Below are 25,823 nucleotides of genomic sequence, written 5' to 3' on the forward strand. Positions count from 1 at the left end.
CACCGGGTAAGGGGCAAAATTCAACTTCAAGCCAAAACGGTATTAATATGCCTTTAAACCTTTGTGATAATCACTGAACCAGCGCTTCCCTGGGGGCCAACACTACCATTACTGCCGGGGTAACCCAAAGACCCGTCCGGATGTCCAAGGCCAGGAATGCCAGGGCGTCCCCCTTCTCCTCCGACACCTCCTTGACCGATTGGTGTCTCGGTGGTTAATTGGGTATTCGAAGCTATACTGTGGTAATACACCTGCATCGTACCGCCCCGTCCCCCAGCACCACCTGCACCCCCAGGTCCGCCGTTGCCGCCAGTCCCTCCAATTCCCATGCTGTTATCCGGACCATAGCCCCCACGCCCCCCTTGACCTCCCTTCCCGCCATTGCCGCCAGCACCGCCGCGACCTGGCAATACGGCGAACTGAATGGAACCACTGAGCTCAGCTACAGCAAAGGTTACATTGGGAGCATCAAGACCGTCCTGTCCATTGGTACCTGAGCCACCAGCGCCACCATGACCTCCAGGGCCATTCGGTTCAGCACCCGTTGCTCCTGGTGCACCAGCTACACCCTCAACACCTGGTGCGCCATCAATCCCTTGACTGACAAATTGACTCGATGAAGAACCAGCCGACACTAAGCGCTCAACCACTACCTCAGTGGGTGCTTCGAACACCAGTTTTGTGCTATCAGCAACAGAAATCTCATCGACTATCAAGACCACTCGCTCTGCCATCGGTCCCCTGACGATCATCTGTTGCCCTTCACCCAACACCAGACGTGAGGCTGCGAACAGAGCAATATGATTCCGTTTAACCCGCAGCGGTTGCACCTGAGAACGTTCACTCTGCCAGTCCAACACCAGTTGCGACTCACCCGGAAGGGGTTGTAACACCCGATCGCCCAGCTCTGCCAGCTCAACCCCATGGTAAGACAGTAAGTTTAGAAAATAGGAGGAGTGAGGAGTTGTTTGAGTTATCTCCCTGCTGGACATATCGCTAGTTCCCCGTGTTGAGTAACGCCAGGTAGGTTAATAAACCATGAAAAGTGGCTCCGTTGTATGGGTTAAAACTACCACCGGAGAGCGTTACAAGCTGTCCTTGGGGCACAAAGAAACCGAGTAAAGGTAAATTAGGCATAATATCCTGGGGACGAGCCACTTGGTAATTCCTGCCAGCTAAAATAGTGTCATATTGCGTAGCGAAGATTGGCGTTGCTGCTGGTGTTGCCCCAAAGGTATACACAGCAGCCAAACTGCGCTGACCTGTCAGTGGGTTTTGATCTAGATCTACTGCAATCAAGTTAGCCAGCGCACCGCCGCTACCATGCCCGGTGACTAGCACAGGTTTGTTATCCAAACCATTTAAAGCCTGACGAACAGTATCGCGGCCACTTGCATATAGATCGACCAAAGACTTGGCGTAAGAGCCAAAGCTAGTGGTTAGCCAACTGGGATAGCCAGGAAATGAATCGCTGACAATTGTCATCAATTCCAACCAACTGACTGTTCCTCGGAGGGCCAACACCAAATTATCTGGCCCTTCGAACACACTCGCCCACACCGCACCATTCAGGGTTAGATTCTGCTTGAGGACATAGGGTGTGTAAGAGAAACTCGGTGTACTGCCAGGGTGCTGGAACATTTGATAAGCCACAGCACAAAGCTGACCCAGGGCAAAAGCTAACGCTTGACTGAAACCAGTCACACTGCTAACGGTGCCTGGTCCCCCACTACCAGGATTGCTCTGGGTGAGTAATTGGTTGTAATAGGGGCCATCCCGCTCAACCCAAGGTGAATCGTAGGTAGGAATATTTAAGGGCAGTGATTCCTCAGTTCCCACCTGCACGTAACCAGTCGTCTGATCTGGAAGACTAGGGAACAGATCTGCCTCGGCCTGCACCCTAAAACTGGCCGTTACTGCACTGTTGTATAAACTCTGATAATCCCCATTGCCGTAGGCCGGACAAGAATAGGCATAAGCCTGGATAGAAGTTGCCGGTGAGTTGCCATTACCGGGTCGCAGGTCTAGGGAAGCTAATTGGGCAATAGGGCCGCCAGGACCGAGACCAGCACAGATCACTGGCATGGTGGTTTGGAAGGCAGGAATCTGCTGCTTAACCTTTTGCAAATCATCCAGTAGACTACCGCGAATAGCACGGTACATCAGCGAAAAACCTGTATCGATTTCCGCATCCTGACTTGTGCTCCTGATCCCTTGACGCAATTGGCTTAAATCGCTTTGATGACAACGAATGGCATCACCAATTTTAGCCATGTCGCCGCCTTGTGGACTTTTTGCCAAATCTTGGAGGGTGCTAACTAAGCCTGCAGTTCTTTGGTGAAAAGACTGCCATTGAGGATCGTTAGGGGCTAATTGAGACAGTTGGTCACAACGAGATTGCAGTGCCAATGCTGCCTGGTTCAACTTCTCGCCCCCATCAGGATTATCGATCTTGGCCAAGGTTTGTGATATATCTTTGAGATCATCTTGTACTTGCTGCAACCTCAGTTGATGGGTGAAAGCATTGACAGCCTTGCTGCCAACTATATTGCTACCCAACGAGGTGAAGATATGATTGTCTTGGGGCGTATAGAAGGAGATAAAACTACGCCACAAAGCTCCTGTGACCACTGCACAGACTGCTTGACTATCGTAGGTTTTCATTGCCAGATAGTACTGGCAACTCCCGTACATGCTTGAGCTGGTGTACTTGAACAGTAAGTCCCACCCAGGTACAAACAAACTACTCAAGGACTTATTGGCCAAGGTCGCCAGGGTCACCAGCTCAGCCCCAAGGGCAGGGTCATAGTTCTGGTTCAGAATAGAATTACTCATCAGACGCACACTTATCCATTGTTGGGGATTATAGCTACCTTACCTGCTTCGCCAGCGCTACCTAACACACCCGGCTTGCCAGAATTACCCGCCTGACCATTGTCTGCATAAGTTGGCTGACCTTTAGGTGGAGGTGGATAGACTTCATTAGCACCGCCACCACCACCTGCACCACCATTACCACCTGCACCACCATTACCACCTGCACCAGGCAAGGAATGGGGTTGGACTTCGGCATTGGGAGCTAGGGTTTTGTAGGCCACGGTAATATTGCCTCCATTGCCTCCATTGCCTCCATTACCTCCATTGCCTCCATTACCTCCGGTTCCACCGGTTCCACCCTCAGCCCATTTATCCTCTTTGTCCTTCAGGCAGGACTCTGCTGCACTACCCGTCATCTGTCCGGCATTGCCACCCGTTCCTCCAGCTCCTCCAGTTCCGCCATTGCCACCGTTACCGCCATTGCCACCCTGAGACACAATCACAAGCAACCCTGTTATTTGATCAGACTGGAAGGCTAAAGATGGCGCAGGCAAACCAGGTCCTCCGCCTTGACCACTTGCACCATTACCGCCAGGATTACCCATAGAACCATTGCTTGAATAGTCGCACTTTGGACAATCACCGGTTTCACAGCCGTTTTTGCCATTACTGCCGCTTTTACCAGTATCACCTGAATTTGCTGTTGGTTTGGAACTACCGTTAACTCCAATTGATCGAATTACACCATCACTGATCTGAACCATGTCGTTGCTCCTTACTGGGACAAAAATTGTGAAGTCGCCTATCGCGGCACACTGAAACTTAAGTCAAAATTGAGCACTAACAGCCCTGAAGACTTGTCAGATGAGAGTTACTTACAAGCCTTAAGTCAATGAATTGACCGACAATGGCTTCCCTGTTGAACTCATCCGAATCTAGAATCTATTTGCTGACTTCAAGCCCTTGTCAGACCAACAGAGAGTCTGGTTTGACAAGAGGGATCAGGACTGCCATCAAATCTTTATGTTAATCGTGGCTGGGAATACCATGAGCTCCCGCAGTTGATAACTTTGCTAGCTTGGTGGCTCTTGGCGTACTACTATACTTCCTGGTGCGCCACTTTTGCCCGGAGCAGCAGCATTGCCCGTAGAACCGTTTTGGCCATTGCTTCCACCAAAACTACCACCCTTGCCACCAGCACCACCACTGCCACCAGTACCGCCAGTACCACCTTTCAATCTACTGGTATCAATGGAAAAAGTAGTCGAGGGAGTTTTAGAGGTATAGTATATTACTACATTGGGTCCATTGGCACCGTTACCCCCAGGTTTACCATCAGTAGCATCGCCACCTTTGCCACCATTGGCGCCGTTGATCTGCTTACAAGGACCGCTGGCAGCAGCACCATTACCACCATCGCCACCCTTGCCACCGTTAGCACCGTTACCACCGTTACCACCAGCACCGCCGGAGTAAGTGATCATAACCTTACCATCGACATCACCCAAGTGGAAAATGCCACTACCCGTGATATTCCCATCACTTCCCGCCGACGCCTGACCAGCTCGATTTCCAGGGCTACCTGGTGTGGGATCTTGGGGGTTTTGACAGGTGGGATTCTTGCCGCCACTTGATGTCCCCTGCACTGCGTTTCTGCCGTCGCCACCATCAGTACCTTTGGTGGCATTGGTGCCATTGGCACCATCGGCACCTATAACTTGAAAGGGGGAATTGCTCATAATTATTTGTTTCTGGCTTACTAACTATTAACAGTAAATTGCTGGCATTCGATGTTAAGTGGGGTTCTCATCTCAATGTACCCACCCTCTTCGATCGTAATCGTGGCAGCAACGAGGTTTGTGGGCTGACCGTTTGGATTATCAATAATCAGTGGGTTGTCCTTAGTGATCACCAAATCCTGTGCAGCATGGGTTGCTATTTCCATGGGAAAGTGAATGGCATTGATGTGCTCTTCGTAATCGCGAACTTTGCTCGAATCCCCCATCACTGCAGCATGTAGCGCTTTTCCAACTGCTTCATGGTGTTGCACCGTCATGCGGTCCTTGAGCTGACACACGTCGCCACCACAAGAGGCCAAGGACGGCATTCCAAGACTGGGCGCTGGGGGGGGGTAATCGACAAAAGCATCACTGGCCCTTTTTGCTTGGTAATCCTCGTCAGGACATCCGCCCATCGCACACAGATCTGCAACACTACCAATCTCGTGGACTTGAGCGGGTGGGAAGTCGGCGCTTGCGGCAGGGTGTCCACACCGCAAACCACCACTTTCCGTCGTAACTGTGGCTGGAACAGTGTTAGGGTCAATCCCTAAAGCTTCCAGCTTGGCATGAAACTTTGCTCGCTGTGCGTCAGATAAGTCTTGGTATTTCTTAGCCATTGAGACTCTCCATACATAGTTTTAGGTGTTTATTGTTGATCTGCTGTCGAACTTGATCAATTAACAGCAAATCATTTCAGATTTTTTGAAGATGGGTAACCACAACCCTAACTAGGGACACTAAGACCCAACTGGATATCAGGTGCTGCCTCTTGTCTGTATTGCTTCCTGTCTTCATCGCACTACAAGCGATGAAGACAGGAAGCAATACCAAAATCACAACACAAGGATGATGACGATAAAGTAATCTTACATCAAAATTTTGAACAATGCACCAGAATGATCATTTTGTTTGACATTTTGTCTGAAGGTTTGACATCATAAGCACTTATTTATACTATATAATGTTGTTTGATGCCAACAACGATATTAGGCTTGATACAGTCCCGAATTGACCCTACGAATGATTTTATGGAAGCTCAAACCATTATAACTACGTCCAAGGTCACGCCCAAAACAGCATGTATCTTTTAGGTGCGAGCCGTGGCGAATTTAATTCGCCAACGGAAAGAGCACCGATTAAGTAACTTACCGGCTGAAATTATTACCCAGCAAGGATTTAATCTGGGTTGTCGCCCCCCAGAGCATTTTGGATAACTATTAATTTATGTTACCAGGTAGTTATGTGTGTGATTATGCCAAATATTATTAAACCACAAGAAGTTTATCGTTGAATGATACAATCCGAAAATTGCTTTTGAGCAAAGGCTTCACTCTATCTTAAATCTTAAATATTACTGAGCCTTTTTGATAGGTTTATCCTAAAGTATCAAGCTGTACTGCCTACACTCGTATCCCTACCCTAAGCTATGAGTAATACCACACCAATCAATAACCCACTTTGGGCGGGCCCGCGACTCTTCGTGCCGATTTATTTAGAAGCCCTAATGGTGGGTCAAAACAATCAAGTCGGCAACTGGGCTGTTGTGGGTGTGCAGTTTAATCAACTCGGGTTGCCCTTAGGACAACCCCAACCGCCACCCTTTTCCTATCGGTCATCGAGCAATCCGCCTAAGCTAGGTATTCACTTACTTTGGACTGTGCCCAGTGCTTTGCGTCATGGTCAAACTCAAGCGAATGGCGCTGTTGATTTCCCCTTGCTTCCCAATCGATGGTTAGTGACCCGTACCTTTATTGCTGAGCCGGGTGCTGTACCTTCCCTCACAGTTTGGGTTTTGGAAAGTGACTATCTTGGTTCCACCCCCAATGGAACCCATGTCTACCCAGATCCGACAGGCGGCAGTCAGACTTACTATATTGGTCGTCGTTTTGACTTGGCTAGCTGGAACGGCACAACGACGACCTACTCTGGCGAACCGTTTTTACGTGCCATGGGGCCAGGCGACGCTACCTATGTTGCCATTTACGACAATATGACCAATGTGCTGGCCTTTCATGACGATATGCAGAATGCTTCTGTCGGTTGGTACAGCTACAGTGTCTGCGGTTGGTACAGCACACCAGCGGACGATCAGTTGTTCGGTAAAACTGAATCGTCTCCTGATGGCTTTACAACGGAGCAAGAGTGGCAAGAGATTATGACTCACCTGCAATGGACGGTGGGGAGTGAGGCTGACCAAAATGCTGCGGAGCAGGATTGGCAAGCTTGGTTGCAGCAGCATCCGATTACTGGGGGCCCGCCCCTGACTGATGCACAAAAGAATTTGCCCGCTCAAAGTCTCTGTCACGGGTTTATCTACAAGCTAGATTGGCAGGGATTTAACCAGTTTTATCCGATTAATGCCATTTTGCAGGGTGAGCATCCCCCAGCTGTTGCGATCGGAGCCAATGGTCCTGAGGCAATGGCGGCTTGGCTAGCAGATGCGATTGATGCTCCGGATGCTGAGGATCTGTTGTTGGCCTTCCAAGAGGATATGGTGTTTGACTATGCCAGCAATCAGAGGACGTTTGAGACTAAGTCCCATGCCGCTCGTTTTGGTTCGACGAGTGCGGGCGATCGCTGGGTGGTTTATCAGGAGCAAACCACTGAGCCTAGCAATGGCGAGATTCCGTCGGGCGCAACAAGTGTTCCCCTAGACCAAACGACAACTGACGCTCTGACACGACTCAACACCACCCAAGCAACCCTCAATCAAGACCGAGAGATGCTCGCCTCTCTGAAATGGTCCCTGTATGCTGCCTACTGGAAGCTAGCCAATTACCCTCTCCCGCAAGGGCCGATTTTATTACCCCTGATTCAAAAGGAAATCAATCGCCTTACTCCCTTAGTAAATAGCTACAACTCCAAGGTGACCCAGGGATCTCAACAAGTGGACCAGCAGGCCCAGGCCTTGAGGGAATTGTTGGCTCCTCTGAAGCTGAAACTCAATACTCAAAACCAGCCACGCTTTGAGCAACGGCAAGATCCAGTCATATTGCTGGCAGGAACCAATCAAGATACTAAGTTTGCTCCCCCTGGCGTATACGATGATGAAGACACCTTGTTTACTCGTTTCACAGGTCAAACTTTAAGTGCTCTAACCATCAACTACAGTGGTGACGGCATAACGGTAAACGAGACTCTTAGTGCGGATGACTTCACCGATATCACTTGGCCCACTGGGGTACAGATTCCCAAGGAGATCCACGACTTCTGGTTTGAGACTTTTTTACTTGACACCAACAGTGCTCTTTTGCTAGCTCAGCGCAATTTTCAAAAAGCTGGTGTGACACCGACCCCAACCCAGCTTAACGACCTAACAGCTCAAATCCAACGCCAACAAACCCTACTTTGGAACCAGGATGCGACTAGGTTAGTGGATGTGCGTACAATTTCTGAAACCGCTGGTTTTAAAGGTGTACCGCCCTTTAATGCTGCCGTTGCAGCTTGGACACCACCCTGGGCACCTATATACATGGACTGGGAAATCGAGTGGCATCCCAGTGCTACTACACCCCAGGACATGCTCAACCAATGGAGCCTAGGAGAAGTAGATTTTGAGTGGAACGGCACCCAAGTTACTGCCAAGGATGAAACCTACTCTGGGCGAGCCATACTCAACGGCCAGATAGCACTGGGCCTCCAGGAAAAACTCTATGACTTTTTGGATTCGAATCCAAATTTATCAGACTTGCCAATTTCGGTGCAAGAGAAGTTACGAGAAATGGCGGAGACTCTGGGTCAGTTTGATGTGGTTACACAGGCTATGTCTGGTCTGATTGAAGAACTGATCATGCGTCTGCAACAGATGAACAAGCTCAGCCCGGATGACTTGGGCAATATGGCGCAGCTACTCGCAGATGCTGAAAACTTCCTACCAGCGGCAGGTAGCAGTTTGTTCTTTCCCCTCCACGCCGGACACTTGCGGGTTACTCGTATTGAGGTTGTCGATGCTTTTGGGCAAATCCTGCGTGGTTCACAATTGTCCAATAATTTACAACCTATTCGGAGCAAGAGCTTCATTACACCAGGTGAAACCAATACTCGCTACATCCAGCTCACTCCTCGTGTTACTCAAGACTTGCGCTTCGATTTTCGGTTAGTCCAATTTGATGATGATACGATCCCCACTAACTCGAGCGATCTCACCAGTCCCATCAGCGGCTGGGTCATCCCCAACCATATTAACCATAGCTTGACCGTATTCGATCCCTGGGGCAACAACCTTGGCGAAGTCATCACGATCGATGCTGGCAACAGCGACAGGGACCAGGAAACCGGCCTGCGTTGGGATGCAGTGCCTGGTAGCAATACCCCCCTTGGAGCAGCTCCCAACTTTGGTAGTCAATTGCAACATCTTAATAGCTTTGTTAATGGCTTATTGCTACGCGGTGCCCAGGGTAGTGATGCTTTGAGCTGTCTATTGGATGTAATCGATGCCAGTCTCTGGAAAGTCGATCCACTTGGACAGCCCATGCAAGGAAATCTAGCGATTCTGCTGGGTCGTCCTCTGGCGGTGGTGCGTGCTCGGATTACGCTGGAGGTGGATGGTACGCCTGCTACTAATCAGGCTTGGGAAAATACCAGCAAGCAGATTACGGATGGTTTTACTGAGGTTAGTCTGCCACTCCGGATCGGTGACATAGGTCTGAGTGGTAATGGAGTCATGGGATATTTTCTGGACAACGACTACAGCCAGTTTTATCCTTATCATGGGTATACGCCTAAGTTGGCTGTTCCTCGCCGCACGCTGGCCGATCGACGATTACCAGAGTCCCAAATGCTAGCCCAGATCGCCCAGCAACTGGATAGCAATAATGATAATGCTGAAGCTGCCAGTGACCCTTACATTGTCAGTAATCCCCAACTCCATTTGCCACCAGATGGCACCACCACACATGACCTGACCTTGCTGGTCGATCCACGCGGGTCAATTCCAGTCATCAGCGGATACCTGCCCGTACAATACCTAACGTTGTCACCAGGACCGGTTACCCTGGCCCTTAATAATATGTTTGTTACCTTCCGCGCTGGACCTGTTCTGCTCAACAGTACCGAGATCCAGTTACCGCTGCCTGCCGCAATTAAAGGGGACTGGACTTGGGTAGAACGGTCTGGGGTCACGACCTGGCGTGAGTCAGATCCATTAACTAGCTCTACTTCTAGCGCCCAGCTACCGTCCACACGACCTAATGTGAACGAGGGTTGGCTAAAGCTAAGCGGTGCCCTGGGATTGCAGAAACCGTAAATCTTATCAACCCGGCGTTGTAAACCCGACGTTTACCATAAACGTAATCAATCATTTTTTGGGAGCCATAACTCATGTCCACAGTATTGACCTATACTTTTAATCCCACCACGGTGCAAGCCAATACCCGCAAGAGCTTTACCCTAGTGGCTACAAATGGCTCTACCCCTCTCTCCTTAAATACTAGGAATGCAATTTATTTGGCGGTGCCGGTAGGAGATGAGGCTAGCGATCTGACCCCTAACTTGAATGAGATTAGCACTCAAGCACCGGATAAGTGGCGCTTTAACGCGACTAATCAGGGTGGAGAGTACAACTTTATTATTTCACCCACCCAAAATTTCACCATCAATGCCAATGCTTCGCTAGTTTTCGAACTGAACAATGTGATCATCAATCCAGTTCAAGGTAACGCCAAAGTGGTTTTGGAAGAGTTTGTTCAGATGACCCCAGGACAAACTGAGTTTACGATACAAAAAAATGAAGCCCAGCTTAGTATTGTTGCTCAAGCAATCCCCTCTACTGTGGGTCGTAACCAAACCACCGATTTGAAATGGAATGCAGCTAAGGCTGCTTATGTGATCATTCAACCGATCAATAAACAGGTTGACACCAGTGGTGAGTATCCGACTACACCATCCCAGGATGTCACTCCTGAAGCACCCCAAGTCACGTATTCCCTCACGGCCTGGACGCCAGATCAAAAATTTGCCCGCGACAATGTAACAGTCACCATTAGTCCACCTGTATTTAGGAAGGTGGAACCACAAAATCAACCTCCGATCGACCTTGATGCAGAAGTTAAGTTGGAGTGGAATGTAGAATACGCCGAAACTGTACAACTGACTTTACCTCAGGGGGTAGTCCCACAACCCACCAGCGGTTCTCTGGAGGTAAAACCCCAGCAAATGTTAGTGGGTAATGCTGAATCAGTTACCTATACTTGGCGTGCTACAGGTGCTGATCAACCAGTATTTGCCTCGGTGGAAATTCCCTTTAATCCAGTGACGATCGACTATTTTCGCTACCCAAACTTCGAGACAACCAACACTTTTCAAGTCCAAGTCACCAATGGCTTTACAAATGTTGAACAACACTATGTTGAAGGGGGCAGCTACTTTAAACTGACTGCCACAGGTCCTCGTGGTCCACTCGTTCAATATCTGGGGGATTACGAAGCCTTACAGATCCAAGTATTTCTAAGCAGCAGTAATAATGTAAGCCCTGGTACAGAGGTCGAGCTACAATGGCAAACAGTACTAGCCACCTCTCTCTCCCTAGAGTCGGATGATGGCTGCTCCACCCCCATTAGCCACGATCAAATCGCCCGAGGCAAGTTAAACGTTACACCCACTCAAAGTACTCTCTACACTCTCAAAGCCACTGATGCCAATGACAATATTATTACGAGCCAGTTGCAAGTTACGGTGAGCTAAGATTGCCCATGTAAGTAATAAGATTGCCCATGATTCAGGAGAAAAGCCGTGTCAACTATTGAAGAAGTAGTTTATGCTGCCATCCGTAAGGTCAAGCCTTCCCTGTTGGAGACTGAATTAAGCCTCGCCACTCGATTTGACGACTACCGTATCACTTCTATGGAAATGGCGATGATTGTCTTTGAAATCGAGGATCATTATGATATTGAAATTGAGGCCCACACTCTAATTGACTTTGATACGATCGGTGCAGCCTGTGAATTTATAGCGAAACTGCTTGCCAAGAAGAACCTTCAGGGAGTAGCTACCTAATGAGCATCCTCAGCGATGACGAACGGGTCGTTATTACTGGTTTAGGTTGTGTCTCTGCTCATGGTGTCGGTGTGCGCCCCTTTTGGAACCAGGTCGTAGAAGGTCACAGCGCAATTGCGCCTACAACTCGTGCCCAAGCTGGCCACAGCATAACTGTCCCAGCAGCACCAGTGACTGAATTTCAATTACAACACCATATCAAAACACCCCAACAGCCCTTGCTTGATCCCTTCAGCCAATATGCCCTGGTAGCTGCTCATGAAGCTATCAACGATGCTGCATGGGATCTAACTCAACTACCTAGGAGTGAAGTCGCAGTAATTCTTGGTTCTACCAGTGGTGGCGAGGCCAGTCGAGAAAACGAAGCAGTCCGTTTTTTTTATCAGGGAAAGAAACGTTGTAATCCAGCTTTGGTGACTCGTACTAACCATCAGGCAGTGGTGTGCGGGATTTCCATGCATTTTGGTTTTACCGGTCCTGCTTTTGTCGTTCATACTGGCTGTGCATCGGGTACCCATGCTATTGCTCAAGCCTACTTAATGTTACGCCATGGTCAAGCCCGTTATGCTGTCACTGGTGGTGCAGAAGCTTGTGTAATGTTCTCCACCCTGGTAGCCTTTCAAGCCATGGGAGTGTTAGCGACTGACACCTGCCGCCCTTTTTCCTCTGGTCGGACTGGTATGGCTTTGGGAGAAGGAGCAGGAGTAATCACTCTGGAAACTTTAGCAGCAGCCAGGGAGCGCCATGCCCCAATCTATGCAGAACTAGCAGGTATTGGTATGAGTGCTGACGCTAGTGACCCAGTCAATCCAGTGGTTCATGGGCCGATAAAAGCCATGCAACTAGCCTTGGATCGTGCTGGTTTAAAACCGAAACAGGTCGATTACATCAATGCTCACGGTACTGGTACCCAGTCCAACGATCAAGTAGAGAATGAAGCAATCAAACAACTGTTTGATGCCCATGCAACCCACTTAGCGGTATCATCCACCAAAGCGAGTCATGGACATGCTCTCGGTGCCTCTGGAGGTTTTGAATTGATTGCTACTGTTTTGAGCCTACAGGAAGGGCTGCTGCCACCCACTGCAAATTTCACCACACCTGACCCAAAGTGTGACTTGGATTATATACCCAATCATAGCCGCGAACAGCGTATATCAGTGGCTCTGTCCAACTCCTTTGCTCTGGGTGGTCTCAACGCAGTATTAGCTGTTACATCGGTAAGATAAAAGCGAGGTGATCGATGTCTGCTCCGTTCAGAAGCAATAATAGCAGCCGCCGAGTTGTGATTACTGGTATGGGTCTTGTTTCTCCTCTTGGCAATACCCTGGACAGCTACTGGCAACGCCTATGTGCTGGAGAGAGCAGCATCCAAATACAAGTGCGAAACAGCAAACAATGGCCAAGCCATCAGTCATGGTTGGCGGCGGCTGTATCATCAAACTTGCCAGATGACTTACCTGGCAAGATTTCCCCACACTTACTGGATGATTTTGCCCGTTATGCCGTACTCGCTGCAGAGCAGGCATTGCAACAGGCTGGTAAGGATGTTATTCTTGAGCGTCGTCAACAAGTGGGAGTAATTCTTGGCACTGCTGTTGGCGGTGATGAATCCCGCAACGAAGCTACCTATCGAGCCTATATCAAACAACGCCCACCTTCACCACAAACTATCATCCGCGCCATGGCTAACGGTGCTGTGAGTGCTGTTTCCCTAGCCTATGGCTTGCAAGGTATTCACTATGCTGTGTCCAGTGCTTGTGCCTCTGGTACCCACGCCATTGGCCAAGCCTACCAATCAATTCGTAACGGCTGTGCAGAATTGATTCTAGCCGGTGGCAGCGAACAACTGCCATCCTACAGCCTGTACCGAAGTTGGCAGCAGATGGGGGTACTTAGCCCAGACGGTTGTCGGCCGTTTTGTGCCAGCCGCAACGGTATCATTCTTGGCGAAGGTGCAGGTGTGCTAGTGCTGGAATCTCTAGCCTCTGCCCGCGCCCGCAATGCTACTATTCATGGGGAAATCGTTGGTTTTGCTCACAATGCTTCAGCTAAAGACTGGATCCAACCTGACGCCGACACAATGGCTCACTGCATCCGCACTGCAATTCAAGCAGCCAAGTGGAAGCAGGAAGAAGTAATTTATATTAATGCTCATGGCACTGGTACTAAACTAAATGATATCGCCGAAACTGCTGCCATTCATCAAGTTTTTGGTAGCCATGCTAGCACCGTCAAAGTCTCCTCCAGCAAAGCTCATCATGGTCATACCCTTGGTGCTGCTGGTGCGCTGGAATGTATTGCTACAGTTCTCGCGCTTCAACACCGCACTGCACCCCCCAATACTATCACCCATGTCCCCGACCCTGACTGCAAGCTGAACCTGATTACTGGTGCTGCCACTCCCCTAGATGGCGACTATGCCCTTAGCCATTCTTTTGCTTTTGGTGGCTTAAATGGAGTCTTGGCCCTACAACGATTTCAGGAGTGACAGAGATACTATTGGACAGGATTACTTGACACTTTACTTCCCTTAGTCTAAAGGAAACTCTACAACCATAGAGAATTTAGTCCCTAGCGTCGATAAATCACAATTACTGGTGGAACAATAGCAATACTTGAAGAGACAGAAATTATGACTTCAGAGGGCGTATTAATTGTAACAGGTGGTAGCCGTGGCCTAGGTGAAGCAATCGTGCGGGATGCCCTCAAGCGTGGACAATTTGTCGCTACTTGTAGCCGGGTTGAATCTAAATTTATTTATGATATGCGCAACTCTGATCCCCAGGAAGAACAATTTTACTGGCAACAACTTGATCTCACCGATCCCGAACAAACCACCACCTTCATCAAAACGGTAGCAAGACGTTATAAAAATATCACTGGTCTGGTGAACAATGCTGGCCAAAGCCAAGGCCAATTTTTATCACTCACCCGCGACCAGCTTGTACAACAACTGCTTGCCATTAATCTTGAAGCAGTTATCCGTGTTACCCGTCTAGTCTTACCTTACATGCTCCGCAACAGCAGCGGCTCCATTGTTAATCTCAGTTCAATCTCTGGCCACCGGGGTGCTGCTGGTCTCTCTGTATACGGTGCCACTAAAAGTGCCCTTGAAGGTTTTAGTCGTTGTCTAGCCCGTGAGGTTGGAAGTCGCCAAGTACGTGTTAATGCTGTAGCTCCTGGATTGCTTACCACTAGCATGGCTGACAACACACCTGAAGAAGAAAAACAACGTATTATCCAACACACCCCTATGGGTCGCCTCGGCAATGTCGATGACGTTGTTGGTTTAATCAGATTCCTTCTCTCTGAGGAAGCCCGGTTTATTACTGGCCAGAACATAGTTGTCGATGGTGGCTTTACCTGTTAAACAGAAAACTACTAGCATAAGCTCAGTAACCTAACTGTCTTTTAGGCGTTTTCCTTCAGTTCCTCAAAGTTCGCTGAAAAATTTTCATAAGTTTAGGGAGTCCATGTGACACTCAAGTAGTAGTTGTAGATTAAAGGATACAGACCATGAATCTAAAACGCTTGTACTGCATTATTAAAAATCGTCTGGTGACTTATAAAATTGTTGCTATTTTCAATCCGATTTTTAATATATTTATCGGTGGCAATCATCGACCAGTGTTTTTTAATATTGAAGAAGATTACCCAACTTTAAAAATATTTGAGCAACATTATGCAGTCATTAAGGCTGAATTAGAAGCAGTCCTTGTCCATCAAGATCGAATGCCTCGCTATCACGAAATTGATGACGATTTGCTCTATGCGTCTGGACGGTACAATCGTGACAAACGTTGGAATATATATATGCTGTTTTGCTATGGCGAAAAACCTCAGTTTAATCGAGAGCTTTGTCCGGAAACTTGTGCGTTGTTGGATAGTATTCCTAATCTTTGTCAAGGCTTTTTTTCGATACTCGATCCAGGTAAATCTATTCCCCTACATACTAGTCCATCCCGCTATTATCTACGCTATCACTTAGGTTTGAAAGTACCCAAGCACAATCCTCCCATTCTCAAAATCAAGGACTGTGAATATTCTTGGAAAGAAGGTGAGGGTGTTTTATTTGATGATAGTTGGGAACACGAAATTATCAATAATGCTGATGAATTGCGTGCAGTTCTCATTGTTGATGTTCTCCGACCTATGGCCTTGCCAGTTCATGTTCTCGGTAAGTTCATTATGTTTCTTGCTCGCTGGATCTATGCGTTGGAAACTCATCGCCGAATAAGAAGATTTTTTTGGACTGAATCTGTTGGCGAGAGTGCAGCAGCTCCTTGATGACTGGGTGGTGATCTGAAAGTAGTGATGAAGCTCAACTGCTGCTCATTAACCTTGTTCTTGGAATTAATCGCTGTAAACCCCCGGCTATGCAGGCAGGGTAAACGGATCTTATAAACCTTTGTATGTTGCCTGTTGACTGTTGCTTGATTTAACTACTTTTTTTTAACATATTCCACCAGTACCAAAAAATTAATAACGGAAGTGATAACAATGAATTGAAGTACCGAAACAATCAAATATTAGCACTGTTCCCTGTTCCCCGTTCCCTGTTCCCTTGAAACCAAAATACTATATCTTCAACTATTCTTCCCTTGCTATATTTTCAGGCAACGCAATAATATTCAGTCTTCCTTGTAAATCTTCCCTAGAATTTATCGGAATTAGCTGCCCTAGGTAAGGCTGATATTGATATAGTTGATAGTTCTTGGATATGAGAAAATCAGCAACAGCTAGGTTACTCCCCCGACTCCCTGCAATATTTTCGTACAGTATCGTTGGGGTAAATTCCGTCAAAATCCTGTTGCTCCCTGCTAAAACTTGCAGTTCGTGACCTTCTGCATCAATTTTCAACAAATCAACCTTGCTAATAGCTTCTTGCTCCATCAAACTATCCAGAGTAAAGCAGGAAACTTCCTCAAAATTACCAGATTTTACAGTTGCTTGTTCATCACTAGAAACAATTTCATTAAGTTCGCTCGCACCATGAAGAGCCAGTTGAGCTGTACCATTGCGATCGCTAGCTGCTCCTGCACACACTTTCACCCAGTCTAACTGATTAATAGTACAGGTTTCTTCTAAACAACGAACACAACCAGAAAACGGTTCAACCGCTAGCACACACCCTTCTGGTCCTACTCGTAAAGCAGCACTAAAAGTGTAGACTCCCACATTAGCACCAACATCAATAACAGTCATTCCAGGTTGGAGCCAGTTGCGCCAAAACTCCATTTCTTTTTCAAACCAGTCTCCTTGAGCAATTAACACACTTGTCACCAAACTCCGGAGACTTGGCTCAACCGCTAATAGTAACTGTTCTTCAAAGGTCACATAAGTAAATGGACTTTCAACCTCCAATTCAGTCCATTCAAACCCGATTAAATCCGAATTTTCGTCCTTAATATCGCCAGCCCTAGCTAGCCCCATATTTCGCCAATACTTAGCTAAGTCTATCTGTCCTAAATCTCGATAAGCGAGGTATAGGGATTGTATAATCCTAGCAGAATATGGAGCCAAATTTTTAGCCTGGTGTAAATTAAATAATCCTTCCCATTGACTATTGATCAGGCTAGCAATTCCCAACTTTAAATGAATAGAGGGGGAATCGGAGAATAGTTGAACAGCAAGATGGAGAAATCTTAATCCCGTAGCATTATAAAATACCAATTGTGAGCGACATAAAACCTCACTTAACAAAAAAATTGATTGAGCGTAGCCATCCTCAGCGTCTATAATGTGAGCCAATTGCTCATACCGATTATCTGTAAAGTCATTTCCAGGAGGTAGATAAACTAGTCCTAGAGGAATGGATTGCTCATTAATATCAGCAGGATGTAGGGTATTAATTAACGTTGGAAATGCTGTTTGTATCCCCTGCTCCATTTCTCCAGTCATGGCGAAAACTAAAGCTAAATGAGCAGCACACAGGGGATGACCAGACAACTCAATTCCCTGATTCAAAGCCTCAAAAGCCATCTCCAGATACATGGCACGTAGGGATGAGTTTTCACATTGCTCAGCTTCAATTAATGCTACTACAGCACAGTTGTTCAATTCTATAGCAGAAGTCGGATTATCCCAAGACGTACTTTCAATACTGGTCTCTACAGTAGATAAAGCCTCTGAATCCAGATTCAGACCAGCACTTTCGAGATATTGCCAATAGGAATCAGCATAATTGACAGACATTTCCGCTTTCTCTCAATAAAGGTTCGCTGTACTGTTTGTAGCTCTAACACACAGTTATAAGCTGATAGGAAAGACGATCAGGATCTGTTTTTGTTCACCAATCCCTTACGATTACTATATGGATTATCCCACAATCTGATCAACAAACCCCCTCAACTTCTATGAATGCGATCGCTTCAACCCTCGAACCAATTGTCGAAAATTCCAATATCTACACCTGGGAAAACCTAGACCCAAGCTGGCAAGAGCGAATCAAACCAGCCATTGCTCCCGACACCCTTCCCAAGAGTATCATTTACCCTAGCACACCCGAGCAACTAGCCCAAGTCATAGGTCTAGCTCATTCCCAACATTATCATCTCCTCCCCTGTGGTAACGGCAGTAAATTAGGCTGGGGAGGTATCGGTAAAGACATTGATGTGGTAGTTAGTACCAAGCACCTAAACCAAATCATTGACCACGCCGTAGGAGACTTGACAGTTACCGTAGAAGCCGGAGTGAAATTAGCTGACTTACAAGCAATTTTATCAAAAACCGGTCAATTTCTAGCATTAGATCCAGCTAATCCCCAAGAAGCAACCATTGGAGGTATTATTGCTACCGCAGACAGTGGCTCCCTAAGTCAACGCTATGGAGGGGTTCGGGATATGTTGCTCGGCATTTCCTTTGTCCGCAGTGATGGACAAATCGCTAAAGCCGGGGGTCGAGTGGTAAAGAATGTCGCTGGATATGATTTGATGAAGCTGTTTACTGGCTCCTATGGCACCCTCGGAATTATCACTCAGGCAACCTTTCGGCTATATCCAATACCACAAGCAGCAGAAACTATTGTGTTGACAGGTGAAATGGATGGAATTGCCTCAGCTGTAAAAACAGTATTAGCCTCAGCCTTGACTCCCACAGCACTAGACTTATTATCCCCTAAGTTAGTCACAGAATTAGGGATTGGTCAGGAGATGGGATTGATGGTAAGGTTCCAAAGTGTAGCAGACAGTGTCAAGGAGCAATGTGCTCGAATACAGTCAGTTGCAGAACAGTTAGGGTTACGGAATAGTTTTTATAGTAACGGGGATGACACCAGTCTATGGGAATCATTGGCAAACTCAATTGGGAAATTGGGACAATCCTCAACAATTGTCTGCAAAATAGGAGTATTACCAACTGCTGCGGCTAAGACATTGAACACCTTGGAAAGCTTAGGAGGATTGGGATTGATTCATGTTAGAAGTGGCTTAGGGAAAGTGTGGTTTGAATCCAAAACAGTTAGTTTAGACGTGATTAAAACTATGCGCAGTTATTGTGAATCTGAACAAGGATTTATGACAGTATTAGAAGCTCCCATAACCTTGAAGCAGGAGTTAGATGTTTGGGGATATCAAGGTAATGGATTAGAGGTAATGCGTGGAATTAAACAAAAGTTTGACCCAGAAAATGTTTTAAGTCCTGGTCGATTTATTGGAGGAATTTGATTTATGGGTTTTAGGGAGTCGGAACCCACCCCTAACCCCTCCCAGGAGGGGAACGGGAGTCGGGAGTCGGGAGTCAGGAGTCGGGAGTCGGGAGTCGGGGTAAAAAACTTGAAAGTATCTTATAACTATCATAAACGCTATATCAATCATAAATGATAAATTACCAATCACCATTCACCAGTAAACCTTAAACCTTAAACCTTCAACCTTCAACATTACAACCTTAAACCTTCCAACCTTAAACCTTCAACATTACAACCTTAAACCTTAAACCTTCAACATTACAACCTTAAACCTTTAAAAATGACCAATATCCAACAACTAACCACGAATAAGCAAAATGGTTTTGATGCTGAAAAACCGCCCAAGCAGGAATTGATTGATTCCTGCGTTCATTGTGGCTTTTGTCTTTCCACCTGTCCAAGTTACCGGGTGCTTGGCAAAGAGATGGATTCCCCTCGGGGTCGGATCTATTTAATGAATGCAATTAGTCAAGGGGAAGCTCCCCTGGCCGAGGGGAGCACACAACATTTTGATTCTTGTTTGGGATGTTTGGCTTGTGTGACAACTTGTCCGTCTGGGGTTGAGTACGATAAGCTAATCTCCGCCACTCGTCATCAAGTTCAGCGAAATCAGCCTCGTAGTTTTCCAGATTCCCTGTTTAGACAGCTAATTTTTAGCTTGTTTCCCTATCCGGGGCGATTGCGTTCATTATTGTTTCCTTTATATCTCTACCAGACCTTGGGCGTGCAGAAATTAGTGCGCTCTACGAATTGGCTCAAACTGCTATCTCCTCGGTTAGCAGCCATGGAGTCAATGCTGCCAAAGGTTACTCTAGAGTCGTTTCGGGATAATTTGCCCGATGTTATTCCCGCTGTGGGTAAGAAGCGTTACCGGGTAGGGGTAATACTTGGCTGTGTGCAACGGTTGTTTTTCTCCCCAGTGAATGAAGCAACAGTCAGGGTGTTGACCGCCAATGGCTGTGAAGTGGTGATTCCCAAAACTCAGGGCTGTTGTGCCGCTTTGCCAGAACACCAAGGACAAACTGACCAAGCTCAAGCCTTGGCACGACAAATGATAGATAGCTTTGAGGGCACAGAAGTTGATGCCATCATTATTAATGCTGCTGGCTGCGGTCATACCTTGAAGGAGTATGGTCACATCCTCGAAGATGACCCCGAGTATGCCCAAAAAGCTCAGGAATTTGCAGCTAAGGTGAAGGATGCCCAGGAATTTCTAGCTAGTGTGGGACTAACTGCAACCCTTTCACCGCTTAGGGATGAGCCATTAACTATTGTCTATCAGGATGCTTGTCACCTATTACATGGACAGAAGATTAGTGTACAACCGAGACAGTTATTGCGACAAATTCCAGGAGTGACTTTACGGGAACCGATGGATGCCGCCTTGTGTTGCGGTAGTGCTGGAGTTTACAACATGCTGCAACCGGAAGTAGCGGATGAGCTGGGACAGCAGAAGGTGAATAATTTATTGAATACTGGGGCAGAGTTGATTGCTTCCCCGAATCCAGGCTGTTCATTGCAGATCAAGAAGCATTTGAAGCTGCAACGAAAAGACATTACCTTAATGCATCCGATGGAGTTACTGGATTATTCGATACGAGGATTAGGAATTTAGCTTTAGGCACACAAGAACAACTGTCAACAAGTAACTAACTCACACAAGACCTAAGTATCCAACCAATCACCAAACCCAATCCCCCAAAGCGCACCCCATGCCAAAACGGTTCCCGTAGACTATGCCAAGAAAACAACTGACTCTCTAAATTCAGCTCCAGGACTTCCAGTTGTTCCTGGATTTGCCTTAACTCAGCCTTTAGGGCTTGTCGATTAGTTTTAGTATTAGTAGTTTTAGTCTTATTACTATTAGTCTGATTACTTTTAGTCTTGCGCAAGTCTTTCCTAACTTGCTCTCGACGCTCCTGGAGTTGAGCTTGCTGTCGCTGATCCCGCTGCACCTGAGTATAACGTTTCTTGAGAGTATTAAGCGATCGCTCTATCTGACCCAATTCCTCTTCAAACTCAGCAACATCTTGTTGATCCTGTCTATTTTTTGCTGAATTACGGTAAGATGAATCAAACGATTCTGGAGGCATATAGCAATCTTAAATCCTAGGTTAAAATAGTTGGGAGTTAGTCAGCACTGACACACTCCCCCACTCAGCACTCAAAAAACAATGCCTGAATCCATCCAATTCCCCAAAACTGATGCTAAGATCGAACCTAGCACTCTGGAATTGGCTCAAGCCTTAGCAGAGCGTTTGGCGATCAGACCCAATGATTGGCATCGCCTCAAGTCTAATCGCTCCGCCCGAGCCAGTGAGCAGGCTGCTGCTGCTTTGGTATTTCTGCTCAATGAACATCCAGAAGAAGCCCTTGAACGATTGCGCCAAGCATCTGGATGGCTAGACCGCTCTATTTCAGCTCCCCCGTGTCCAACTCATGGGAAACGCCACCCTTAGGGAAATAGGGGATTAGGAAAATAGAGGGCGCTTAGAGGGATGCTTCACTTGTTTACAAAGCCTAATTTCCGTTCCCTGGTTATTCCAGAGGACTTGATCGAAGATTTGGTGAAGGAGGCTCATGCCCCTACCGCTTTCTGATTCATCGCAGGGTAGGCTAACGTCGGTAGTCTCTTGGTCGTCACCATGGGTAAAACCAGACCCTTCATCTGAAATTACCCACCAATATTCACCATTGACTACTGAAAATTGAACCTCTACGGTCTTACTTGGGTCTAAATTATTACCGTGCTTTGCTGCATTCACTAATGCTTCTTGTAATCCCAGCCGGAGTTCCGGTTGCCATTTATTGGGAATTTGTTCAAGAAGCAAATCGAGGATCGGGCAAAGGTAAAGGGTAGAAGCAAAGCTAACCGTTTCCCAACCGCACTCAGCCGGACTCAAAGATGTGGCAATCACTCAAGAAACCCCTAGCTTTTTTTTGGTGGACTTGATATAATAGGAGGCTAGATACCTGATTTTGATCGGGTTCCCCCTAAGCACGGCTGAATCGTGCTCAGGGATAACTGGACTAGGAACTCTCGATTTCTTGAGGTTGGCTTCTATATTCAAACATGAAGATTCCTGCTAGCATAGCTAAACTACAACCTCTATATGGTTAATTATTCTGTTAATTAGTTCAATAGGTTTTTCACTAATGTCGCTGCTTTACCTATCAGCTCAATGGCAAAAATGCCTAAACAGCGCTATAATAGCCATTTAGCGTTACTCATATTCTGTAACCTTGTTTATTTCTGATTCCCTACGTCTATAGTATCAGAAAATTTTCGCCCAGACCAGACCCTTCTGGGTAATTTCCTCATGAAATACCTGTCAAATAGGTAAATAATTGATGTAGATAATTGAGACTATACATAAAGACTATACATAAAGAAACTATTTATATGGCCGTGCAACCGTTGGGTAAGCTGCCAATTCCCCATCACCAATAATTCCCCATCACCAATCAGGGATGATGCTTGGGTGTTCCACAATTGGGCAACGCCAATATCAGTGCTCGAGAAAAGCAGCACATTCTACATGGGAGGTTTGAGGAAAGAAGTCAGCAGGTTGGATGTGGGTTAACTGGTAGTAACCGTTGAGGCAAAGGAGTTTGAGGTCTCGTGCTAGGGTAGCTGGCTTACAGCTGATATAAACGATCCGTTTTGGTGCCACTTGCCTGAGGATGTCAATCACTGCCGGAGAACATCCCTTACGGGGTGGGTCAAGTAAGACAATATCTGGCGCTATAGTCAAATGGGGGAGTAACTGGTCAACTGATCCCGCCTGAAATTTCACATTAGTGATCCCATTGTTCAAGGCATTTTGCTCAGCTTGCTCTACTGATGCGGCTTGCACTTCAATACCGATAGCTTGGCTTACCTGTTGAGCAAGGGGTAGAGTAAACGTCCCAATGCCACAGTAAGCATCAACTACACATTCATCGCCTTTCAGGGCTAGCTGTTTAATGATTAGGTTTAACAAAACCTCAGCCGCTTCAGTATTAACTTGGAAAAACGTATCTGGTCGCAGCCGCAACTCAAGACCAGCAAAGTTCTCCCTCAAGTATGGCTGACCGGCAACACAATAGGTTTGGGAACCAAAAATGACATTACTGCGGTGGGGGTTATGATTCACACAAACACCAACCAGTTGGGGATAACGATTTAGCCAAGTTTGCCCTTGGACATCCAAGTCTTTTAAATTCAGATCCGTTGTGACCAAGGTCAGCAACATCTCGCCAGTCCGTTGTCCAATCTGTAACGAAAGGTGACGCAATCGTCCTTGGTGGCGGCTTTCGTTGTATATCGACCATCCCAACTGCTGAATATCCTGCTTAATTTCCCCTAGCAGAGGATTCAATCGCTGGTCTTGCACGGGGCATTGATTAAGATTAATCAGCTGGTGGCTACCTTTTTGGTAGTAACCCGCTTGAACTGAACCGGTTGCTGAGCGTTTGAGGGGATAGGTAGCTTTGTTTCGATAGCCCAAGGGAGAATCTGTGGTTAAGATTGGTGCTACGGCGGGTTCGCTAAATCCACCAATGCGTTTGAGGGCTTGAATCACCTGATTTTGCTTAGCCAACTGCTGATAATCCCAGCTAACATGCTGCCATTGACAACCACCACACTTATCCGCGACGATACATCTGGGACGAACACGATTAGGGGATTCCACTAACAGTTGGTGTAACTTACCAGTGGCATAGTTAGGTTTGACCCGCATCAGGCGCACCAAAGCTCTATCCCCTGTGACAGTATCCGGAACAAAAACGACCCGATTTCCTAGGCGTCCAACGCCATCACCACTATCACTGAGGTCTGTAATCATTACCTCAATCAGTTGACCTTGTTGCCAACACTCAGGGCTGGGCTGATTAGTTATCATCATTGGCATTATATAGCAAAGGGAACAGGGAGTAGGGAGTAGGGAGTAGTGAGATCGGATTCAGTCGCTCATGGTGGAAACCCCCTCAGGTCGGCGCACCCTTCGCTACCTGTAGGGTGTATTATTAAGGTATCCTAGTAGTTATAGCGTTTTTGCGTAAATCCTGATAGTTTTGTTGTAATGCCAGCTTGAGATGGCAAGAGGGGGCAACGGATAGTTCAAGGGAATGTAAAGGATGGGGTAAGAGGGGAAAGAGACTATCGATGCAAGCATGCATGGGTTTTGCTCTATTTGTTGATCTTATGCCCAATGCCCTTCCGTTGTGTCACCCAAAGTCGGTAAACTACTAATTAAAAGTTCTGGCAAGAAGTCCCGAGCTAAAATCTGTAATTTAGCTTGGGATGAATCGCCTGAGTAACTCAATAAAAAACTCCATAAACTAATAACATGAGTGTAGTTAGTCAAGTCATTCTCAAAGCCGACGACGAGCTGAGATACCTCAGCTCTGGTGAACTCAGAAGTATCAATGATTTTTTGCAAAGTGGTGAGCAGCGATTGCGCATTGCTGCCACCCTGTCGGAGAATGAAAAAAAGATTGTACAAAAAGCCAGCAGTCAGCTGTGGCAGAAACGCCCTGACTTCATAGCACCAGGAGGCAATGCCTATGGTCAGCGTGAACGGAATCAGTGTTTACGGGACTATGGTTGGTACTTGCGGTTGGTCACCTATGGTGTACTTGCTGGTGATCAGAAACCTATTGAAGACATTGGTATCATCGGGGCAAGAGAAATGTATAATGCCCTAGGTGTGCCAATGGCAGGGATGTCAGAAGCGATAAATTGCTTAAAAGAGGCATCTTTGGGAATCCTAACCGACGAGGAGGCTGAGCTGACAGCTCCTTTCTTCGATTACATTATTCAAGCAATGTCTCCTAAGTCCTAAGTCATTAGTCCTAAGTCATTGGTGATTAGTCATTAGTCATTGGTCATCTAAAAATAGCCAATGGTTAATTGTCAATGGTAAATTAACAATTAACCATTAACAATTAGCAATTAGCAATTAACAAAAGACTAATGATTAATGACCTCAAATCCCACGCATTGTAGTCGTGGGATTCTTTAAATTACATGTGGTTAATCAAAAAACTACCCTGGCTTTCATTATCAATTCTTCTGTTAAGCCATAGTATTTTTGGCTGGATGATATCTGTTGACTATCAGGAATTGATTACGGTAGAACAGACTACATCAGGATCACATCATTCCTTATTTAACGTATCGGTATGGCTCTGGCTGATCGGAGCCGTTTATATCTTGTTGATGGCTTTGGCTATAACTGCTCCAGTGTATCAGATTAGAAAATTGTACGGGACTTGGATGAAATCTGATACCAAAGCTTTTGTTTCCGTAATTTTCAGCTCTTTCCTAGGCGTTATCATCCTGCGCTGGATTCATTATTCTAGCCGTATCCTGGTGCTGATTGCTGCTGCTGCCTTAACCAGATTAGATCTTCAAACAGAAGGATACGGTGAATGGCAGGCTTTCTGGATTATCTGTGGGGTTTCTCTAACAGGTTTTAGTGTAGGGTTATTACTAAATCAGTTACTAATAGCAATTATATAGCCATGTTGATAGAAATGAGTGTCGTTTTTTTGGT

Annotated in this window: 25 protein-coding genes; 12 read left to right on the forward strand and 13 right to left on the reverse strand. The window is 46.7% G+C overall.

Annotated features, from left to right (window positions below):
• Positions 1–53 precede the first annotated feature (53 nt).
• The 5 genes from F6K53_RS11430 to F6K53_RS11450 form a co-directional block, all read right to left on the reverse strand.
• On the reverse strand, positions 54–992 hold the full coding sequence (locus F6K53_RS11430; protein ID WP_293017383.1) for a hypothetical protein: 939 nt from the start codon (positions 990–992) through the stop codon (positions 54–56).
• Positions 993–996: 4 nt separating this feature from the next.
• On the reverse strand, positions 997–2,835 hold the full coding sequence (locus F6K53_RS11435) for a hypothetical protein (RefSeq protein ID WP_293017384.1): 1,839 nt from the start codon (positions 2,833–2,835) through the stop codon (positions 997–999).
• Positions 2,836–2,846: 11 nt separating this feature from the next.
• Entirely contained in the window at positions 2,847–3,581 is a 735-nt protein-coding gene (locus F6K53_RS11440; RefSeq protein WP_293017385.1) for a hypothetical protein, read from the reverse strand.
• 309 nt (positions 3,582–3,890) lie between these two features.
• Entirely contained in the window at positions 3,891–4,556 is a 666-nt protein-coding gene (locus F6K53_RS11445) for a hypothetical protein (RefSeq protein WP_293017386.1), read from the reverse strand.
• Positions 4,557–4,576: 20 nt separating this feature from the next.
• Positions 4,577–5,215, reverse strand: a complete 639-nt coding sequence (locus F6K53_RS11450; RefSeq protein WP_293017387.1) for a hypothetical protein — start codon at positions 5,213–5,215, stop codon at positions 4,577–4,579.
• A gap of 863 nt (positions 5,216–6,078) precedes the next feature.
• Between F6K53_RS11450 and F6K53_RS11455 the strand changes: the two genes are divergently transcribed.
• From F6K53_RS11455 to F6K53_RS11485, 7 genes are all read left to right on the forward strand, one after another.
• On the forward strand, positions 6,079–9,843 hold the full coding sequence (locus tag F6K53_RS11455) for a hypothetical protein (RefSeq protein ID WP_293070695.1): 3,765 nt from the start codon (positions 6,079–6,081) through the stop codon (positions 9,841–9,843).
• A gap of 74 nt (positions 9,844–9,917) precedes the next feature.
• On the forward strand, positions 9,918–11,279 hold the full coding sequence (locus tag F6K53_RS11460) for a hypothetical protein (RefSeq protein WP_293017389.1): 1,362 nt from the start codon (positions 9,918–9,920) through the stop codon (positions 11,277–11,279).
• Between the two features lie 48 nt (positions 11,280–11,327).
• Entirely contained in the window at positions 11,328–11,591 is a 264-nt protein-coding gene (locus F6K53_RS11465; protein ID WP_293017390.1) for an acyl carrier protein, read from the forward strand.
• On the forward strand, positions 11,591–12,820 hold the full coding sequence (locus F6K53_RS11470) for a beta-ketoacyl-[acyl-carrier-protein] synthase family protein (RefSeq protein ID WP_293017391.1): 1,230 nt from the start codon (positions 11,591–11,593) through the stop codon (positions 12,818–12,820). The genes F6K53_RS11465 and F6K53_RS11470 overlap by 1 nt, the downstream gene beginning before the upstream one ends.
• A gap of 14 nt (positions 12,821–12,834) precedes the next feature.
• On the forward strand, positions 12,835–14,082 hold the full coding sequence (locus tag F6K53_RS11475) for a beta-ketoacyl-[acyl-carrier-protein] synthase family protein (protein WP_293017392.1): 1,248 nt from the start codon (positions 12,835–12,837) through the stop codon (positions 14,080–14,082).
• A 144-nt stretch (positions 14,083–14,226) separates the two neighbouring features.
• Entirely contained in the window at positions 14,227–14,964 is a 738-nt protein-coding gene (locus tag F6K53_RS11480) for an SDR family oxidoreductase (protein WP_293017393.1), read from the forward strand.
• Between the two features lie 146 nt (positions 14,965–15,110).
• The gene (locus F6K53_RS11485; protein WP_293017394.1) at positions 15,111–15,881 is read left to right on the forward strand and encodes an aspartyl/asparaginyl beta-hydroxylase domain-containing protein; all 771 of its coding nucleotides are present in this window, start codon (positions 15,111–15,113) and stop codon (positions 15,879–15,881) included.
• Between the two features lie 303 nt (positions 15,882–16,184).
• On the opposite strand, the gene F6K53_RS11490 is transcribed toward F6K53_RS11485, so the two are convergent.
• Positions 16,185–17,789, reverse strand: a complete 1,605-nt coding sequence (locus F6K53_RS11490; protein WP_293070696.1) for an FkbM family methyltransferase — start codon at positions 17,787–17,789, stop codon at positions 16,185–16,187.
• A gap of 161 nt (positions 17,790–17,950) precedes the next feature.
• Between F6K53_RS11490 and F6K53_RS11495 the strand changes: the two genes are divergently transcribed.
• Positions 17,951–19,258, forward strand: a complete 1,308-nt coding sequence (locus tag F6K53_RS11495; RefSeq protein ID WP_293070697.1) for an FAD-binding oxidoreductase — start codon at positions 17,951–17,953, stop codon at positions 19,256–19,258.
• Here the strand turns inward: F6K53_RS11495 and F6K53_RS11500 are convergent.
• The gene (locus tag F6K53_RS11500; protein ID WP_293070698.1) at positions 19,226–19,390 is read right to left on the reverse strand and encodes a hypothetical protein; all 165 of its coding nucleotides are present in this window, start codon (positions 19,388–19,390) and stop codon (positions 19,226–19,228) included. The genes F6K53_RS11495 and F6K53_RS11500 overlap by 33 nt on opposite strands.
• A gap of 171 nt (positions 19,391–19,561) precedes the next feature.
• On the opposite strand from F6K53_RS11500, the gene F6K53_RS11505 reads away from it, so the two are divergent.
• The gene (locus F6K53_RS11505) at positions 19,562–20,896 is read left to right on the forward strand and encodes a heterodisulfide reductase-related iron-sulfur binding cluster (RefSeq protein WP_293070699.1); all 1,335 of its coding nucleotides are present in this window, start codon (positions 19,562–19,564) and stop codon (positions 20,894–20,896) included.
• A 34-nt stretch (positions 20,897–20,930) separates the two neighbouring features.
• Here the strand turns inward: F6K53_RS11505 and F6K53_RS11510 are convergent, their stop codons facing one another.
• A complete protein-coding gene (locus F6K53_RS11510; protein ID WP_293070700.1) occupies positions 20,931–21,374 on the reverse strand; it encodes a DUF2203 domain-containing protein in 444 nt (147 codons plus the stop codon).
• A gap of 81 nt (positions 21,375–21,455) precedes the next feature.
• Here F6K53_RS11510 and F6K53_RS11515 point away from each other — a divergent pair, with 81 nt between their 5' ends.
• A complete protein-coding gene (locus F6K53_RS11515) occupies positions 21,456–21,740 on the forward strand; it encodes a DUF6439 family protein (protein ID WP_293017400.1) in 285 nt (94 codons plus the stop codon).
• 12 nt (positions 21,741–21,752) lie between these two features.
• Here F6K53_RS11515 and F6K53_RS11520 read toward each other — a convergent pair whose 3' ends face one another.
• From F6K53_RS11520 to F6K53_RS11540, 5 genes are all read right to left on the reverse strand, one after another.
• On the reverse strand, positions 21,753–22,199 hold the full coding sequence (locus F6K53_RS11520; RefSeq protein ID WP_293017401.1) for an anti-sigma regulatory factor: 447 nt from the start codon (positions 22,197–22,199) through the stop codon (positions 21,753–21,755).
• Between the two features lie 449 nt (positions 22,200–22,648).
• Positions 22,649–22,774, reverse strand: coding sequence for a hypothetical protein (locus tag F6K53_RS11525; protein WP_293017402.1), 126 nt, complete (start codon positions 22,772–22,774; stop codon positions 22,649–22,651).
• 16 nt (positions 22,775–22,790) lie between these two features.
• The gene (gene rlmD, locus F6K53_RS11530; protein WP_293080782.1) at positions 22,791–24,176 is read right to left on the reverse strand and encodes a 23S rRNA (uracil(1939)-C(5))-methyltransferase RlmD; all 1,386 of its coding nucleotides are present in this window, start codon (positions 24,174–24,176) and stop codon (positions 22,791–22,793) included.
• A gap of 115 nt (positions 24,177–24,291) precedes the next feature.
• Positions 24,292–24,444 (reverse strand): hypothetical protein, encoded by a 153-nt coding sequence (locus F6K53_RS11535; protein WP_293017404.1) that lies wholly within the window; start codon positions 24,442–24,444, stop codon positions 24,292–24,294.
• Positions 24,445–24,467: 23 nt separating this feature from the next.
• Positions 24,468–24,590 (reverse strand): hypothetical protein, encoded by a 123-nt coding sequence (locus tag F6K53_RS11540; protein WP_269087059.1) that lies wholly within the window; start codon positions 24,588–24,590, stop codon positions 24,468–24,470.
• Positions 24,591–24,614: 24 nt separating this feature from the next.
• On the opposite strand from F6K53_RS11540, the gene apcD reads away from it, so the two are divergent.
• Complete coding sequence (apcD, locus tag F6K53_RS11545) at positions 24,615–25,109, forward strand: allophycocyanin subunit alpha-B (protein ID WP_293045677.1); 495 nt, start codon at positions 24,615–24,617, stop codon at positions 25,107–25,109.
• A gap of 257 nt (positions 25,110–25,366) precedes the next feature.
• Positions 25,367–25,789, forward strand: coding sequence for a hypothetical protein (locus F6K53_RS11550; RefSeq protein WP_293072305.1), 423 nt, complete (start codon positions 25,367–25,369; stop codon positions 25,787–25,789).
• Positions 25,790–25,823 lie beyond the last annotated feature (34 nt).

This window comes from Moorena sp. SIO4A1, assembly GCF_010672065.1.
Taxonomy (GTDB): Bacteria; Cyanobacteriota; Cyanobacteriia; order Cyanobacteriales; family Coleofasciculaceae; genus Moorena.

Excerpts from the sequence above, each read along its gene's own strand:
- F6K53_RS11485 (WP_293017394.1), top strand. The coding sequence starts at position 15,111 with ATGAATCTAAAACGCTTGTACTGCATTATTAAAAATCGTCTGGTGACT.
- F6K53_RS11450 (WP_293017387.1), bottom strand. The coding sequence starts at position 5,215 with ATGGCTAAGAAATACCAAGACTTATCTGACGCACAGCGAGCAAAGTTT.
- F6K53_RS11500 (WP_293070698.1), bottom strand. The coding sequence starts at position 19,390 with ATGATAGTTATAAGATACTTTCAAGTTTTTTACCCCGACTCCCGACTC.
- F6K53_RS11535 (WP_293017404.1), bottom strand. The coding sequence starts at position 24,444 with ATGCATGCTTGCATCGATAGTCTCTTTCCCCTCTTACCCCATCCTTTA.
- F6K53_RS11440 (WP_293017385.1), bottom strand. The coding sequence starts at position 3,581 with ATGGTTCAGATCAGTGATGGTGTAATTCGATCAATTGGAGTTAACGGT.
- F6K53_RS11495 (WP_293070697.1), top strand. The coding sequence starts at position 17,951 with ATGAATGCGATCGCTTCAACCCTCGAACCAATTGTCGAAAATTCCAAT.
- F6K53_RS11470 (WP_293017391.1), top strand. The coding sequence starts at position 11,591 with ATGAGCATCCTCAGCGATGACGAACGGGTCGTTATTACTGGTTTAGGT.
- rlmD (WP_293080782.1), bottom strand. The coding sequence starts at position 24,176 with ATGCCAATGATGATAACTAATCAGCCCAGCCCTGAGTGTTGGCAACAA.
- F6K53_RS11460 (WP_293017389.1), top strand. The coding sequence starts at position 9,918 with ATGTCCACAGTATTGACCTATACTTTTAATCCCACCACGGTGCAAGCC.
- F6K53_RS11435 (WP_293017384.1), bottom strand. The coding sequence starts at position 2,835 with ATGAGTAATTCTATTCTGAACCAGAACTATGACCCTGCCCTTGGGGCT.
- F6K53_RS11550 (WP_293072305.1), top strand. The coding sequence starts at position 25,367 with ATGATATCTGTTGACTATCAGGAATTGATTACGGTAGAACAGACTACA.
- F6K53_RS11510 (WP_293070700.1), bottom strand. The coding sequence starts at position 21,374 with ATGCCTCCAGAATCGTTTGATTCATCTTACCGTAATTCAGCAAAAAAT.
- F6K53_RS11445 (WP_293017386.1), bottom strand. The coding sequence starts at position 4,556 with ATGAGCAATTCCCCCTTTCAAGTTATAGGTGCCGATGGTGCCAATGGC.
- F6K53_RS11490 (WP_293070696.1), bottom strand. The coding sequence starts at position 17,789 with ATGTCTGTCAATTATGCTGATTCCTATTGGCAATATCTCGAAAGTGCT.
- F6K53_RS11515 (WP_293017400.1), top strand. The coding sequence starts at position 21,456 with ATGCCTGAATCCATCCAATTCCCCAAAACTGATGCTAAGATCGAACCT.
- F6K53_RS11430 (WP_293017383.1), bottom strand. The coding sequence starts at position 992 with ATGTCCAGCAGGGAGATAACTCAAACAACTCCTCACTCCTCCTATTTT.
- F6K53_RS11475 (WP_293017392.1), top strand. The coding sequence starts at position 12,835 with ATGTCTGCTCCGTTCAGAAGCAATAATAGCAGCCGCCGAGTTGTGATT.
- F6K53_RS11480 (WP_293017393.1), top strand. The coding sequence starts at position 14,227 with ATGACTTCAGAGGGCGTATTAATTGTAACAGGTGGTAGCCGTGGCCTA.
- apcD (WP_293045677.1), top strand. The coding sequence starts at position 24,615 with ATGAGTGTAGTTAGTCAAGTCATTCTCAAAGCCGACGACGAGCTGAGA.
- F6K53_RS11505 (WP_293070699.1), top strand. The coding sequence starts at position 19,562 with ATGACCAATATCCAACAACTAACCACGAATAAGCAAAATGGTTTTGAT.